Source organism: Streptomyces sp. NBC_00390, from assembly GCF_036057275.1.
In the GTDB taxonomy this organism is placed as follows: Bacteria; Actinomycetota; Actinomycetes; order Streptomycetales; family Streptomycetaceae; genus Streptomyces.
This window is the reverse complement of the sequence record NZ_CP107945.1, coordinates 5,122,461-5,137,736: the sequence shown is the minus strand read 5'-3', so window position 1 is coordinate 5,137,736 and position 15,276 is coordinate 5,122,461. Positions and strand designations below refer to the sequence as shown.

The following is a 15,276-nucleotide window of genomic DNA, read 5'->3' as shown; positions in this document are numbered from 1 at the left end:
TGCCGGCCTCCCCCCACCGGGCGCGTACCGCTCACGAAGCGCCGCGTCCCGAGCAAGCAAGGATCGACATGGCGTCCAGCCTGACGAGCGTCTCGGCCGGTACCCCCGGCTACGAGAAGACGTTCCTCGGCCACCCCCGCGGCCTGGCCAACCTCTTCATGACCGAGATGTGGGAGCGGTACAGCTTCTACGGCATGCGCGCCCTGCTCGTGCTCTACCTGTCCGCCGAGGTGGCCGACGGTGGGCTCGGCATGAACGACGCGACCGCGGTCGCGATCTACTCCGTCTACAACGCGATGGTCTACCTGCTCGCCCTTCCCGGCGGCTGGCTCGGTGACCGCGTCTGGGGCGCCCGTAACGCCGTCGCGGTGGCCGGCGTCATCATCATGGCCGGCCACTTCCTGCTGGCCGTCCCGGCGCAGATCTCGTTCTTCATCGGCCTGGCGTTCATCGCGGTCGGTTCCGGTGTCCTCAAGGCCAACATCTCCACGATGGTCGGCCACCTGTACCCGGACAGGAACGACCCCCGCCGTGACGGTGGCTTCACGATCTTCTACATGGGCATCAACCTCGGTGCCTTCGTCGCTCCGCTGACCATCGGCGCGGTCGGCCAGTGGGTGAGCTGGCACCTCGGCTTCGCCATGGCCGGTGTCGGCATGGCCATCGGTCTGCTCTTCTACTTCCTCGGGTTCCGCAACCTGTCCCCCGAGTCGAACCGCGTCCCGGCCCCGCTGGACGCCGCCGGGCGTGCGGCCATGATCAAGAAGGCCCTGATCTGGCTGGCCGTCGCCGCGGGCGCGTACGGCGTCATCGGCATGGCCGGTGTCTTCACCATCGACTGGGTGCTGTGGCCGCTGACCATCCTGGGCCTGGCGCTGCCGGCCTGGTACCTGATCCGCGTGAAGCGGGACAAGGACCTCGAGGACGTCGAGCGCAGCCGCATGTCCGCATACGTGTGGTTCTTCGTGGCCGCCGCCGCGTTCTGGGCGATCTACGACCAGTCCGGCTCGACCCTGTCGCTGTTCGCCAAGAACGACACCCAGTCCACGCTGTTCGGCTTCTCCTTCCCCGAGAGCTGGTACCAGTCGCTGAACCCGCTGTTCGTGATGGCTCTCGCCCCGGTCTTCGCCTGGGCGTGGGTGGCACTGGCGAAGCGCTCCAAGGAGCCCAGCACGCTCAGCAAGTTCGCCTTCGGCCTGGTGCTCATCGGCGCCTCCTTCGGCGTGATGATGCTGGCGCAGGGGGTGGCCGCGGGCGACGCCAAGGTGACCCCGATGTGGCTGGTCACGGTGTACTTCATGCAGACCATCGGTGAGCTGACGCTCTCCCCGGTCGGCCTGTCGCTGACCACCAAGCTGGCGCCGCAGAAGTACGCCTCCCAGATGATGGGTGTCTGGTTCCTCGCCGTGACCGCCGGCAACTCGGTCGTCGCCCTGCTGCAGCTGCTCGGCGCCCCGACCGACACACAGGGCTGGTTCGCCAGCCTGGGTGCGCTCGCCGCCGTCGCCGGTATCGCGATCTTCATGTACCGCAAGAAGGTCCAGCCGCTCATGGGCGGCGTGCACTGAGCACGTCCGTACGGTCGTGAGGGCCGCCGCACCGGATCCGGTGCGGCGGCCCTCCGCCGTTTCCTGCGGCCCGCGTCAGCGCCGCAGCCGCTGCCACGGCGTGAAGGTGAACACCGCGCCGCCGAGCAGGATCACCGTGCCGGCGACCAGGGCGAGGGCGCGCAGGGCGCCGGTGTCCTCGGCGCCGGTCTGGGCGAGGCCGCCGCTGGTGGCCGTACCGCCCGAGCCGGTCGATCCGCCTGCGGTGGAACCGCCGCCGGACGCGCCGCCCGGCTGGGCCGCGGTGTCGAGCTCCAGCGAGACCGCGACATCGGCGGGCGGGGTACAGGTCGTCGTCGTGCCGAGTGCCTTGACCGTCAGGACGCCCGGGCTGAGCGTCGCCTTTCCGGTGGCGCCGGGCTTGTACGTGCCCGTCAGATCGGGGATCTCGATCGGATCGCCGGATTTGATGGGCTCCTTGTTCGTGGGGCCCTCGACATGGACGAAGCCCTTGTCGGCGCCGCCGAGCTTGACCTCCATGGACGGCTTGACGGAGTCCGCCGGGATGTCGGCCGGACTGTCCATGACGGACTTGGAGAACTTCACGGTCAGGTCGTAGCTGCCGCCGTTCTTCTTGGCGTTGATCTTCACCGGGGAGACGGCGTTCTTGTCGCCGATGGGGGTCTTGCAGGCGTAGGCGACCTCGACCTCCTTGCCCTCGAAGTCGGGCTGGCCTCCTCCTCCGCCGCCTCCGGTGGTGCTGCCGCCGGAGGACGAACCGCCCGAGGTGGATCCGCCCGAGGACGTGCCCCCTGAGGTCGAACCGCCCGAGGAGGATCCGCCCGAGGTAGTGCCACCGGAGCTCGTACCGCCGCTCGTCGTGCCGCCGCTCGTCGTACCGCCCCCGCCCTCCGTGACCTTGACCGTCGCGCCGACCGGGACCGTCTCCTTCGGCGCGCACTTGGTGTCCGTCGAGATCGGCTTCGAGACGTTGATGTTGTACGCGTCCGGGGTCAGCGTGATCTCTCCGGCCGCCGTCAGCTTCAGCTTGCCCTTCATGTCGGGCAGCACCATCGGGCTGTTCTTGGGGATCGGCGGGTTCTGGCGCGGGCCGTCCATCGCCAGGTCGGCCGTCTGTGCGCCGGCCACCTTCACCGTGCCGGTCGGTTTGACCGTGTCCTTCTGCAGGTCGAGGACATCAGGGTTCTTCGACGCGGCTTCCACGGTCTTCCAGCCCACCTCGATCTCGTCGCCGACCTTCGCCTCCGCGGGGGCGGTGATCTGCACCTTGGTGGTGCCCTGCACGGGCGGCAGACCGGAGATGGGCGGGGGAATGCACTCCGTCCTGTACGAGACCTCGGCGGCCTGGGCGGGGCTTGCGGCCAGCAGGATTCCCGCGCCGCCGAGCATCAGCGCGACCCCGGCCGCGCTCATCCTCCGTTGCGTACTCACGAATGTCCCTTCGTCGTGGGCCGGTTCTCTGACGGTGCGGAGTCGGGGGTGAACCACGGCAGCGCGGCCGTGGTGGTGGGTGCGGGCCTCCGGGCGGTGCCGGCCGCGGCCCGCGGTCCGCTGCGGGCGTGCCGGGCGCTCGGCGGGCGGACCTTGTCGACGATCGCCATGCCGATACGGAAGAGGGCGGCGGGTACGACAACGGCGAGCAGGATCCAGAAGATCGTCACGCCCCACGGCCGGCCCACGCCCCACGGCTGCTCGGCGAGCACCTTCGTGCCGTACTTCACCGAGATCGAGTAGTCGCCATGGGCGCCGGAGGCGAGCTGTACGGGCAGCGTGATCTGTGCCTTCTGGCCGGGCGCGATCGTGCCGCGCCACTGCTGCTCCTCCCACTGCGGGGCGAACACACCGTGGGCGGTGCCTATCCGGAAGACAGGGTCGACGATCGGGTCGGAGCCGAGATTGCCCACGGTGAACTCGAGCCGCCGGGAGGGCGGGGCGCCGAAGAAGACGAGGATGCCGGAGTCGCCCTGGAGGCGGGTGGCGGTGAGCACGGCGAGCCGGCCGCCTCCGGTCTGCTGCGGCAGAGGGGCGGTGGGGTGACCCGCGACCACGAACTCGGCGTCCACGGCGGCCTGTTCACCGGTGACGGTGGCGACGTGCACGACACAGGGGCAGGGCACCGGCGGCTCGGCGACCGGCAGCTTCTTGCTGAAGGCGCCGTCGGCGTCGGTGGTGACGGCGCGGCCGTCGGCGTTGGCGCAGGAGTTGGTGCCGCCGATGACGCCCTTGGCCGGGGTGGACCGGCCGCAGATGAGGAGCATCAGCAAAGCCTTGGAGCGCCAGCCCGTGCCGCTGACGCTGAGGGTGTTGCCCTTGCCGGCCTGGGGAGCGGAGAGCTTGACGTCGGGTCGGGGCTCGGCGGGGGCGGCGGCAGCCTGGGCGGCCGGCAGGAGCAGGAACAGGAGCGCGAGCAGGACGACGGCGGCAAGCCCCCGCATCCGCCCGGAGGCCGGGGTACGCGGGAGCCTGCGCCCCGACACCTCGAGCGCGACAGCTTCGCGCCGTGCGGACGGTGGGGCAGGCGCGGGGACACCGGTGTCCGCCGGATCGGCGGCACGAGGCAGCGAACGCCGGGCGGAACCCGCCGGACCGGCAGGCCCGGCGGCCCGGCACGGATGGGCGCGGGGCACGGGCGGGATGCCTCGCATCGTCAGGCTCCTGATCTCGCCGGGCGGCGGTGGTGGTGGGCGGGGGTGCGGGCGCGGCGGGTGTACAGCCACAGGGCGCAGGCCGGCAGGAGCAGCAGCAGGGGTGACAGCAGGCGCCACGGGACGAACGTCGCCGAGAGCACCGACTCGGCATGGGCGGAGCCCGCAGCCGTGACGCCCAGACGGATGTCGACCGTGTCCAGGGCCGGCGGGTCGGGCCATTTCTCGGTGAGGCTGACGCGGCCCGACGGGGGCAGACTCACCGGGAGCGTGCGCGCAGGGCGGTCCAGGAGGGTGCCGAAGACGCCGTCCGCGCGGACCGAAAGACGTGGGACCAGTGTCGTGTTGCCGCGGTTGACCAGGGAGTAGCGGATCTGTCCGTCCGAGTACGTCACGTCCTCCACGGTGAGCGCCGCGAGGCGGGGGCCGCTGATCCGCAGGCTGACGCGTACGGGAGCCTCCCGGCCCGCGCCCTGTGCGGTGATCGCGACCGGGTGGTCACCCGGCGGCGCGTCCGCGGGAACCGTGACCGTGAAGGGGATCTCGGCCCGGGTGCGGGCCGGGACCGTCACGGTGTCGGCGGCCAGGGCGATCCAGGGGCTCGTGGACAGGGCGCGGTGCGGCAGGCGCAGCCGCAGGGTGAGCGGTTTCGCCTCCGGGTTGGTCACCGAGAACCGGTCCTCGAACACGGTGCCGGGCGCGCCTTCCAGGTAGACGTACTCCCTGTCGACGCTCCAGCCGGTGGACGCCGTCGCGGGAGTGCCCAGCGCGCACAGGAGCGCGGCCAGGACGACAACGGCGGCGGCCCGCACGGCTCAGCTCGCGATCCGGCCGCCGCTGCGCCGGGTCAGCCACAGAACACCCGCGGCCCCGGACAGCAGGATCGTTCCGCCCAGCGTGGCGAGTGCGGTCGCCGAGTCGAGCGGGCCGGTCTTGGGGAGTTCCCCGGACGCCGACGCCTGCGAGCTGCCGCCGGCAGCCGTGACGTCCAGTTCCAGCGAGGGCCCGGGGCTGTTGCCGGGGGTGCAGGTCGTGGTCGTACCGAGCGCCTTGATGGTCAGCACTCCGGCCGTGAAGGTGACCTTCCCGCTCTTCTTCGGGGTGTACGTACCCGACAAGTCATTGATCTTGATGGGGGTGTTGGCCGGGATGGCCGCGGCGTTGGCCGGCCCCGAGACCGGCACCTTGCCCCCCTCGGCACCGCCAAGTTCGATCAGCGCGCTCGGGTTCATGGCCCCCTTGCCCAGTTCGACCGGGCTGGAGGAGACGCCCTTCTGGAAGGACATGGTGAGCTTGTAGGAGCTGCCGCTCTTGACGGCCTTGATGTCGATCGGTGAGACCGCGGCCTTCGGGCCGATGGGCGTCCGGCACTTGTAATCGACGTCCACGACGGTGGCATGCGCGGCGGGGGCGGTCATCAGAACCACCGAGCCCGCCACCGCTGCTGCCAGCGCGAGAGCTGTCCGCTTCTGGTACGACACTCGACTTCCCCTCGTGCGCACGTTACTGACTGACGACACATCAGATCGGGCGCTCAAGGTACGCCTGAGGCCTTGGGGAGGGAAGACAAAGAGCACGCCGTATTGACGTGCTCCACAAGAGTTTCAAAAACGTCTTATGCGGGCGCGGCGAGCTCCGCCCAGACCGTCTTGCCGGGGGCGCCAGGGATCCGGACAATTCCCCAGTCCAGACAGAGCCGTTGGACGATGAACATGCCGTGCCCGCCGGGCCGACCGGCCCGGTGCGGGGTGCGGGGTGCGGGCTGCCCCGTGCCGCGGTCGGCGACCTCCAGGCGCAGCACCTTGCCGTCGCACGTGACACGGAGCTCCTCGGGCCCCTCGGCGTGCAGGCAGGCATTGGTGACGAGTTCGGAGACGACGAGCAGCACGTCCTCGGCGGCAGCCCTGCGGTCCGCGGTCGCGGCGGGCAGCCACCCCCACTCGTACAGTGCCTGCCGGGTGAAGTCGCGGGCCATCGGAACGATCCCGCTGGCGCTGCCCAGCGCGAGGCGGCGCGTACCGACCGGCGCGAGCGGTGGCGCGGGGGGCATCGGCGGCACGGCGGGCATCGCGGGCGTACCGGGCCGGCCGGGTGCTTCAGGCACGGGCCCGGCGCCGCCCGGCTCGGGGCCGAGGTCGCCCGGCGGTTGCTGCCGGGTGGTGCTCATCAGCGCTTCACCTCACCGATTCACCGGTTCACCATTGACTTCTGTACACAGAGTGCAGGGCTGTGGACGTTCTGCGGGGTTCTCCTGCCCGGCTGAATCGTGACAACACCCTCGACGCCCACGCGAAACGCGTGACGCGGACAACACATTCCGGACCGCCGGGCGCGGTCAGTCGGCCAGCGCCGCCTCGAGGGAGTCGTGCACGGTGAAGACCGCGTCCGCTCCGGTGATCTCGAACACCCTGGCCACCACGGGCAGCATCCCCGCCAAGTGCACCCCTCCCCCGCCCGCCTCGGCCTTCAGCCGGGCCCCGAGCAGGACATTGAGTCCGGTGGAGTCGCAGAACTCGAGCTGTGAGCAGTCGATGACCAGGCGCACCCGGCCCCGTTCGATCGCATCGTCCAGAGGTGTGCTGAGCAATTCGGCCGTGTGGTGATCCAGCTCACCCGCCGGGCACACCACCTCGCTGCGGCCCTCGGTCCGAACCTCGACCTGAAGCCGGCCCCGATTCGTGCTGCCGACCGTCCCGCGGTCCATGCCGTCCCTCTTCGCCGTGTCGTTCACTGTCGCCGACCGCCTGCGGCCGCCGTCCACCGTGTCGCTTCATCGTGCGGCACGTCACACGCCCAACAGGCCGGAGGGCGCGGATGCCGCTCGAACCCTACGCCTTCCGTACGCGCCTCGGTAGCTGAACTCCCCCCCAAAACGGACATATCACATATACGCCACTTGCGATGGCCGGTACCGAACGGGTAGGGCTAGAAGAGACACAAACCGACACGGCCGGCTTTGGAGGCGCCGCTCACCGCAGCAGCATGGATGGCATCGGCAGCCATATGCCGAGAACGATGGAGGAGACCATGTCACCCCGGCTCGACGATTCGCGCACCCTCAACGCGCCGTCGACACTGCCCACCCCCAGGGGCGAACAGGCCCCGGCCACCGCTCCGGCAGCCGCTCCGGCACCGGACCTCGTTCCGGAGATCTCCGGGATGCCCCCGCTGGGCGAGCTGCGCCCGCTGGATGCGCGCGAGCTGTCCAAGACGCTCTTCGCCCGCCTCGGCTCCCTCGAAGAGGGCACGCACGAGCACGCATACGTCCGCAACACCCTGGTCGAACTCAATCTGGCGCTGGTCAAGTTCGCCGCCTCCCGCTTCCGCACCCGCAGCGAGCCGATGGACGACATCGTCCAGGTCGGCACGATCGGTCTGATCAAGGCGATCGACCGGTTCGAGCTCAGCCGCGGCGTCGAGTTCCCGACCTTCGCGATGCCGACCATCATCGGCGAGATCAAGCGCTTCTTCCGGGACACCAGTTGGTCGGTGCGGGTGCCGCGCCGCCTGCAGGAGCTGCGCATCGAGCTGGCGAAGGCGGGCGACGAGCTCTCCCAGCAGCTCGACCGCGCGCCCACGGCCGGCGAACTCGCCGAGCGCCTCGGCATCAGCAGGCACGAAGTCGCCGAGGGCATGGCGGCCAGCAACGCGTACACGGCGAGCTCGCTGGACGCCCAGCCCGAGGAGGACGACTCCGAGAGTGCGCTCGCGGACCGTATCGGCTACGAGGACCACGGGCTCGAAGGCATCGAGTACGTCGAGTCGCTGAAGCCGCTGATCGCCGGCCTTCCGCCACGGGACCGTAAAATCCTCTCCCTCCGTTTCGTGGCCAACATGACCCAGTCGGAGATCGGCGAGGAGCTCGGGATCTCGCAGATGCACGTGTCCCGGCTGCTGACGCGCACCCTGGTCAAGCTGCGTAAGGCGCTGACCGTCGAGGAGTGACGAGCACGCGCCGTCCAGGCCGCTGAAGGGCCCCTTCCGTCAAGGAAGGGGCCCTTCAGCGTTATTGACGGGGCAGTCCGGTTTGGTCCACATTGAGCCAGGGGTAAATGGGGGGAAACCAATGGCTCTTGGGGAGGGCTGCCCGGCGGCGTACGCACCACTCGAAGAGCTCATGCGCCGCCGCCTGGGCAGGGAATGCCTGTACATGCCGTCCTGCCGTCTCGGGCTCTACGTGGCGCTGCGCCACTGGTGCCCGCCCGGCGGACGCGTACTGATGTCGCCGGTCAACGACGACGTGATCTTCTTCGTGGTGCTCGCGGCCGGACTGCGGCCGGTGCAGGCGCCGCTGCGCGCCGACGACGGCTCCATCGACACCGCGGCCGTGCCGGAATCGACCTGGCGCGGCCTGTCGGCCGTGATCACGACGAATCTCTACGGGAACCCCGATCCGGCGTCCGAACTGCGGGCGCGCTGCGACCGGTTGGGGATCCCCCTGATCGAGGACGCGGCGCACGCCATCGGCAGCGTGGTGGACGGCCGGGCGGTGGGCGGCTTCGGTGACGCGTCGGTCTTCAGCCTCTCCAAGCACACCGGCGCGAAGACCGGCGGCTTCCTGACCGTCGCCGACCCGGCGCTGCGGGAGCCGCTGGCGCGGGCGAGGGATCTGCTCCTGGAGCCGTCGCGACGGGCTTCGGAGCTGGGCTACGCCCTGCGCCCGTACGCCGAGGCGGGGGTGCGGGGCCTGCGGCTGACCGGGGCGGCGCGCGCCGCGGTGCGGCTGCTGGGCCGCGAGGAGCGCACCGGCATCCGGATGGAACTGCGCCCCGACGAGCTGGCCCGGGCGTTGAGGGTGACGCCCGCGCTCGACCCCTTCCACTCCTGGATACGGGTGGACCTGAACCAGTACCGCCTGACACCGGGCGCGCTGCGGCTGCGGCGCACCGAGCGGCTGCTGACCGGGCTCGACACGCGGCTCGCCGCCTGTCTGGAGGGCACCCAGCGGCTGCTGGACACGAGGTGGGCACTGCCCCGCCCGGGGCCCGCTCAGCCGCTGTTCCGGGTTCCGCTGCTGGTCGCCGACCGGGACGCGGCCATCGCGGCGCTCGCCCGCCGCCGGATCACGGTCGGCTATCTGTACGACCCGCCGCTCGACGCGTACGCCGGGGAGCGCTTCACCGATCCGTCGCCGCGGCCGGACACCGCGGCATGGTTCGCCCGGCATGCGCTGCCCGTCGATCCGCTGCGGGCACGGCAGGTGATCTCGGTCCTGACGGAGAGCGGCACGCGGCCGGCCCGGCCACCACTGGCACCGCACATCTCCGCGCGGGTGCCGCGGATGGTGAAGTACGCACCGCCCAAGCTGCCGGCGCGGGAGGAACGCGGTGTCTGACACCGCGAGGCTGCGCCACGACCCACCGCCGCGGGGAGCGCCGGCGGGGGACCGGGCCGGTCCGGCCGCGCCGGGCGGGAGCGACCCGCATGTCCGGGCGGCCGCCCGCCCCCAGGCCCAACGGGCCGGGCCGACGGGGGCGAACACGCCCGGAACGGCCGGAACTTCGGCAGGCACGGCCGATGGGACCCCACAGGCCTGTGCGGCCGGCCAGGCCGTGCCGAGCAGCCCGGCGTGGGTGCCCACGTCGGCCGGCGCCGGCGTGGTCGATCCGGCAGGGCCGACGGGAGCGGAGGCGGCCGTCGGCCCCACGCCGGGCGGGAGCGGGGACTCCCTGTTCCGGAACGCCTATGCGCTCATGCTCTCCACCGGCGTCTCCGCCGCGCTCGGGCTCGGATTCTGGCTCGTCGCCGCCCGGTACTACTCCCAGGAGGCCGTCGGTGAGGGCTCCGCCGCCATCGCCGCGATGCGCCTGCTCGCCTCCCTCACCGCGACCACCATGATCGGCGCCGTGGTGCGCTATGTGCCCCGGGCCGGGCGGGCGACGGGGGCGTTGGTGTGGCGGGCCTATGCGGGCAGCTCGGTCGTGGTGTGCCTGGCCTGCATGGTCTTCCTGTTCACTCTCGACCTCTGGGGACCGTCGTTCGTACCGCTGCGCGGCATCACCGCCGGGCTGGTCTTCACCGCGGCCTGTGTCGGCTGGGCGCTGCTGACTCTTCAGGACGGAGTGCTGACCGGGCTGCGCCGGGCCGTCTGGGTGCCCGTCGGCAACGCCGTGTTCTCGCTCGGCAAGCTGCTGCTGCTCGCCGTGCTCGCGGGCGTCCTGCCCGTTCTCGGCATCTTCGTGTCCTGGGCCGCGGCGATCGCCCTGTCCGTCCTGCCCCTCGGCTGGCTCGTCTTCCGCCGGCTCATCCCCCGCCAGGCTGCCGCCGACCACGACCGCGAGCCGCCGAGGTCGCGCGACATCGGGCGCTTCCTGGCGGGCGACTCGGTGGGCGCGCTGTTCTCGCTGGCGATGATCAATCTGCTGCCGGTGATGGTCGCCGTCCGCTTCGACGCCGCGCACAACGGCTTCTTCTACATCGCGTACACCGTCGGCGGAACGATGGAGTTCATGGCCATCAACATGGCCTCCTCGCTGACCGCGCACGCCTCGCACAGCCCCGGGACCCTGGCGGCCGGAGTGCGCGGTGCGCTGCGCCGGATGGCATTGCTGCTGGTGCCGGTCGTGCTGTTCCTGGTCGTCCTCGCCCCCCAGATCCTCGCGCCGTTCGGCGAGGAGTACGCCGAGCACGGCACGACCGTCCTGCGCCTGCTGGCCGCCGCCGCCCTGCCGCGCGTGGTGGTCGAGCTGTGCATCGGCGTTCTGCGCGTACAGGGGCGTACGGGAATGCTGGCCGCGCTCCAGGGCGTGATGTGCGCACTGGTCCTGGGCAGTGCGGCACTGCTGCTCGGCCCCACCGGCATCGACGGGGCCGGCTGGGCCGTGCTGCTGTCCATGACCGTCACGGCCCTGCTGTGCGCGCCCAGCCTTCGCACCGCCCTCACCGGCCGTGCGGCGCCGCAGCCGGTGGCGTACGGCACGGCCTGGGCGCGCCGGGCCGCCGAGCACCACGGCACGGACCGGGCCCGCGAGACCGCGCGTCCGCGCGGCGCGCACGACGGCGCCGCGGCCCCGGCGTCCGGTATCCCCGTCCGCGTGGCTGCGCCGGGGCGCGCCGTGGCGGCGGAGGTCCGGCCCCGCGAGGACGCTCCAGGGGCGGGGGACGGGAGTTCGGCCGCCGAGGAGCGCGCCGTCACCACGATGTGGCTGCTGCTCGGGGTGGTCTGCGGGCTGTTCTGGGCGCCCCTGGTGCAGTCGGCGGATCTCGCCGCCGCCGACCGGGTGTCCGGGTACGAGCTGGTGAGGGCGTTGCCCTCGCTCACGCTCGGGGCCGGCCTGCTGCTGCTCGTCGTGCAGAGTGCGGCCCTCGCCCTGCTGCGTCCGCGGGGCGGACTGCTCGCCGCCACCGTCGTGGTGACGTTCGCCGCGCTGCACAGCGCACCGCCGCTGCTCGGGCGCCCGCCCGAGCCGGGGTGGCTGCCCGTCGCCTACCAGTTCCTGTGCCTGACCGCCCTGTCGGTGATCCTGCACATCGCCGGACTTCGGGTCCGGGCCCGCTGGAGCGTGGTGTGGCTGCTCACCCTGTGCGGCTGGGCGCTGCAGCAGCAGGTCGCCCCCGTCGCTCTGCCGCTCCTTGTGCTCCTCCTCTGCGCGGCGTCGGTCCTCGCCCTGCTGCGCCGTCGCCGGCCCACCGATTGACCAGGGAGAAAAGCGTGCGTCAGCCAGTCACTCCGGCCGACAGACCCGTGGCCGAGTCCTCCGCCATGGATCTCGCCGATCTGCCGCGCCCCGACCGTGCCCCATGGAGCGGGCCACTGCTCCTCGGTGGGCCGCTGGCCGGCGCCCTCTGCCTGTGGGCGTACGCCGTGGCACGTACCGACACCACCGCGCTGGGCGACTTCGGACTGGCCGGAGCCCTGCCGGTGGCGTTCTGGGCGGGGCTCGCGCTGCTGGCCGCCGGGTTCTGGATCTGTGTACGCGATCCCCGGCGCGCCGACCGGTGGCCTCTCGCGTACACACTGGCCCTGCTGGTGATGGAGCGCGGCACCCAGGCACTGGTCTACCGGACGCCGCTCTACGCCTGGGCGTGGAAGCACGACGCGGTCATCGGACATCTGCTGACCGCGGAGCGCCTGCAGACGACCGGCGGCGGGCTCGGCGACATGGCCGTGTACGACCAGTGGCCCGGATTCTTCGCCGCGCAGGCCGCCCTGGTGCGGCTGACGGGGGTGGAGAACTCCCTGACGTACATGGCCTGGTGGCCCCTGCTGTCCAGCGTCCTGCTGCTCGCCCCGCTCCTGCTGCTCTACCGCACCTTCACCCAGGACCGCCGGCTGCTGTGGACGGCCGTCTGGCTGTTCTGTGTGGCCAACTGGGTCGGCCAGGACTACTTCTCGCCCCAGTCCCTCGCGCTCGCCCTCTATCTGGCCGTGATCGCGATCGTGCTGCGCCGCGGCGGGCGTCCGGCGCACGGCGGCCGGTCCCGGCATCTCCTGTGGACCGTGCTGCTGGTCCCGCTGATCGCCGCGATCGTGATCTCGCACCAGCTCACCCCGGTGATGCTGGTGGTGGCGCTCGCAGGTCTGTGCGTGCTGCGGCGCTGTCGCGACTGGCTGCTGCCCGCCGTGCTCCTGGTGGTCTTCCTGGCCTGGAATCTGACCGCCTCACTGCCGTTCCTGCGCGAGGCGGTGCCCGAGATGGTGCGCTCCTTCGGGGATCTGCGGGGCAATCTGGAGACCGGCTACGGCTCCACACCCACCGGCACGGGCCCGGTGATCGTCTCCTGGATCTCCCGGCTGCTGTCGGCGGCCGTCCTCCTGCTGGCCGCGCTCGGCGTGTGGCGCAGGCCCGTGCTGCGTCACCGCGCCCGGCCGCTGCTGCTGCTCGCCGCCGTCCCGCTGCTGATGCTGGCCGCCAACGACTACGGCAGCGAAATGATCTTCCGGGTGCTGATGTTCATGCTGCCGGGGGCCTGCTTCTTCGCTGCCGCCGCACTTCTGCCGGATGTCCGGCCCCTCGGGGCGGCGCCGGAGGGCACCGGGGCGCCGCGGCCCGCTCGCGGGCTGCGCTTCGCCGTGCTGCCGGGGGTGGTGCTTCTCGCGCTCACGGCGGCGTTCGTGCCCAGCTATGCGGGCAAGGACCGGCTCAGCCATTTCCCGCCCCACGAGGTCGCGCTGGTACGGGACGTGGTCGAGCACGCTCCCCGCGGTTCGCTCGTGGTCGCGGCCCACCGCAACTACCCGCTCGCCTACGGCCGTTACTGGGACATCGGCCACTACTGGTTCCTCGACGACACCAAGGAGCACGTCGCGAGGATCCTCAAGGACCCGGCGGGCACCCTCGCCCGGGACATGGCCGGCGTGGAGCCGCCGGGCCGCGCCTACTTCCTGCTCACCCAGGGCCAGATCGCCAACTCCGAGATGAACGGCATGCTCACCGCCGAGCAGTTGCGCACCATCGAGCAGTCGGTGGCCACATCGCCGCTGTTCGAGCGGGTGGGCGGCAACAGCGCGGGCACCGTCCACGAACTCAGGCGCACGGAGGCCACCCCATGAACAGCGGATCCCCCATGACCGGCAGATCCCTCGCCGCCCGGCTGCTGCCGCCCTTCGCGGGCTGCTGCGCGATCGCCGCCACCTTGCTGCTCCCGGACGGCTCGCCCCTGCGGGCCCTGGTCGCCGTCTTCCTGCTCGCCGGCCCCGGTGCGGCCGTGGTCCACGTCTGTGCCCCGGCGCTGCGCCGACAGCGGCCGGCAGCCCCGGCGGAGAGCTGGGACACCGGCTTCGAACGCGACTCCGGCCGTCTGGAACTGCTCGTCCTCGCCGTCTTCCTCAGCGTGAGCGCCGCGGTCATATGCGCCACCGCCCTGCTGGCCGCCGACGTCTTCAGCGGTCTGCGGGTCCTGGTCGTCCTCACCGCGCTCAGCGCGGTCGCCGCCTGCGTCCCGAGGCCGGCCGCAGGCGGCGGCCGCGCCCCGGCCGCGCGGGCCTCCTCACCACCACAGAAGGGCTCAGCCACGTGACGTCACCCCGACGCCCCTTACCCGGGGCGCCCGGCAGTCATCGGCATGGCAGGTCTCGCGGGCGCCCGCCGTGGGCCGTGACCACCGCCCTGGTGGTGGCACTGCTGGGCGGCGTGCTCGCCCTCACCTTCACGGCCCCGGACGGCCCGCCCTCGCGCACGAGCGCGCTGTGCCGTCCCACCGAGCTGCTGGTGCCGCCCTGCGGCGCGTGGTTCGGGGCCTACGTACGGCACGACAAACCCGAACTGGAGGAGAAGGTCCTCGACTACGAGAAGCGGATCGGCCGCAGGCTCGACATCGTGTACACGTACCACGACATGTCGACGGACGGCCTTGAGGGACAGCTGCTCACCGAGCAGGAACAGCGCGTCGGGCGGGACCGGATGCTGCTGCTGTCCTGGGAGAGCAAGTGGTGGAACGGCACCGCGGCGCAGCAGCCGAGCTGGCGGCGGATCGCTGCGGGTGAGCTCGACCGCGACGTCATCGACGTACAGGCGAAGCGGATCAAGGAGTACGGCCGCACCAGCGGCCGGAAGGTCTTCCTCTCCTTCGACCTGGAGATGGACACCCGCACCCCGGCGAACGGCACACCGGCCGAGTACGTCGCCGCGTACCGGCACATCCACGACCGGTTCCGCGCGCTGGGCGTGACGAACGTCGTCTGGACCTGGATCATCACCGGCTACACCGGGCACAGCGACCTGTTCCCGAGCCTGTACCCGGGGGACTCCTACGTCGACTGGATCGGCTACAACCAGTACAACTACTTCCGCTGCCACAAGACGTCATGGCGCACCTTCGAGCAGACGCAGCGGGCGTCGCACGACTGGATCCGGGCGAATCTCTCCGGGGACAAGCCGCTGATGCTGTCCGAGTTCGGCACCGCGGACGATCCGCAACGGCCCGATGCACAGGCCGAGTGGTACGCGCAGGTGCCGCGCGTGGTCAAGGAGCTGGACGGTGTGCGGGCCGCGCTGCAGTGGAACCACCGCGACCCGGGCCCCGGCTGCGATCTGTCGCTGGCCCGCGACTCGTCCTGGCGGAGCCTGCGCAAGGCGGTGTCCGACCCGTATTTCCACCAGTCCCTGCCCTGACACCCCTGC

The 15,276-nt window shown here is 71.7% G+C and carries 13 protein-coding genes; 7 read left to right on the top strand and 6 right to left on the bottom strand.

Annotated elements, in window-relative coordinates; all coding sequences use genetic code 11:
* Window positions 1–68 precede the first annotated feature (68 nt).
* Window positions 69–1,568 carry a peptide MFS transporter gene (locus OHS70_RS22655; RefSeq protein ID WP_328399873.1) on the top strand — a complete coding sequence of 500 codons (1,500 nt, stop codon included), beginning with the start codon at window positions 69–71 and terminating at the stop codon, window positions 1,566–1,568.
* A gap of 75 nt (window positions 1,569–1,643) precedes the next feature.
* Here the strand turns inward: OHS70_RS22655 and OHS70_RS22650 are convergent, their stop codons facing one another.
* From OHS70_RS22650 to OHS70_RS22625, 6 genes are all read right to left on the bottom strand, one after another.
* Window positions 1,644–2,981: a hypothetical protein gene (locus OHS70_RS22650; RefSeq protein ID WP_328399871.1), complete on the bottom strand. Its 1,338-nt coding sequence runs from the start codon at window positions 2,979–2,981 to the stop codon at window positions 1,644–1,646.
* Between the two features lie 14 nt (window positions 2,982–2,995).
* A complete protein-coding gene (locus OHS70_RS22645; RefSeq protein WP_328405836.1) occupies window positions 2,996–4,003 on the bottom strand; it encodes a hypothetical protein in 1,008 nt (335 codons plus the stop codon).
* A gap of 212 nt (window positions 4,004–4,215) precedes the next feature.
* Window positions 4,216–5,025: a COG1470 family protein gene (locus tag OHS70_RS22640; RefSeq protein ID WP_328399869.1), complete on the bottom strand. Its 810-nt coding sequence runs from the start codon at window positions 5,023–5,025 to the stop codon at window positions 4,216–4,218.
* A 3-nt stretch (window positions 5,026–5,028) separates the two neighbouring features.
* Window positions 5,029–5,694, bottom strand: coding sequence for an LPXTG cell wall anchor domain-containing protein (locus OHS70_RS22635; protein WP_328399867.1), 666 nt, complete (start codon window positions 5,692–5,694; stop codon window positions 5,029–5,031).
* A gap of 134 nt (window positions 5,695–5,828) precedes the next feature.
* A complete protein-coding gene (locus tag OHS70_RS22630) occupies window positions 5,829–6,380 on the bottom strand; it encodes an ATP-binding protein (protein ID WP_328399865.1) in 552 nt (183 codons plus the stop codon).
* Window positions 6,381–6,548: 168 nt separating this feature from the next.
* Window positions 6,549–6,917, bottom strand: coding sequence for an STAS domain-containing protein (locus tag OHS70_RS22625; RefSeq protein ID WP_328399863.1), 369 nt, complete (start codon window positions 6,915–6,917; stop codon window positions 6,549–6,551).
* A 311-nt stretch (window positions 6,918–7,228) separates the two neighbouring features.
* Between OHS70_RS22625 and OHS70_RS22620 the strand changes: the two genes are divergently transcribed.
* The 6 genes from OHS70_RS22620 to OHS70_RS22595 all read left to right on the top strand — a co-directional run bounded on the left by OHS70_RS22620 (window position 7,229) and on the right by OHS70_RS22595 (window position 15,267).
* Window positions 7,229–8,158, top strand: a complete 930-nt coding sequence (locus OHS70_RS22620; protein ID WP_328399861.1) for an RNA polymerase sigma factor SigF — start codon at window positions 7,229–7,231, stop codon at window positions 8,156–8,158.
* 172 nt (window positions 8,159–8,330) lie between these two features.
* Complete coding sequence (locus OHS70_RS22615; RefSeq protein ID WP_328405834.1) at window positions 8,331–9,548, top strand: DegT/DnrJ/EryC1/StrS family aminotransferase; 1,218 nt, start codon at window positions 8,331–8,333, stop codon at window positions 9,546–9,548.
* 238 nt (window positions 9,549–9,786) lie between these two features.
* A complete protein-coding gene (locus OHS70_RS22610; protein ID WP_328399859.1) occupies window positions 9,787–11,850 on the top strand; it encodes a lipopolysaccharide biosynthesis protein in 2,064 nt (687 codons plus the stop codon).
* 14 nt (window positions 11,851–11,864) lie between these two features.
* Entirely contained in the window at window positions 11,865–13,706 is a 1,842-nt protein-coding gene (locus OHS70_RS22605; protein ID WP_328399857.1) for a glycosyltransferase, read from the top strand.
* 14 nt (window positions 13,707–13,720) lie between these two features.
* Window positions 13,721–14,173 carry a hypothetical protein gene (locus OHS70_RS22600; protein WP_328399855.1) on the top strand — a complete coding sequence of 151 codons (453 nt, stop codon included), beginning with the start codon at window positions 13,721–13,723 and terminating at the stop codon, window positions 14,171–14,173.
* Between the two features lie 77 nt (window positions 14,174–14,250).
* On the top strand, window positions 14,251–15,267 hold the full coding sequence (locus OHS70_RS22595; protein ID WP_328399853.1) for a glycoside hydrolase family 26 protein: 1,017 nt from the start codon (window positions 14,251–14,253) through the stop codon (window positions 15,265–15,267).
* Window positions 15,268–15,276 lie beyond the last annotated feature (9 nt).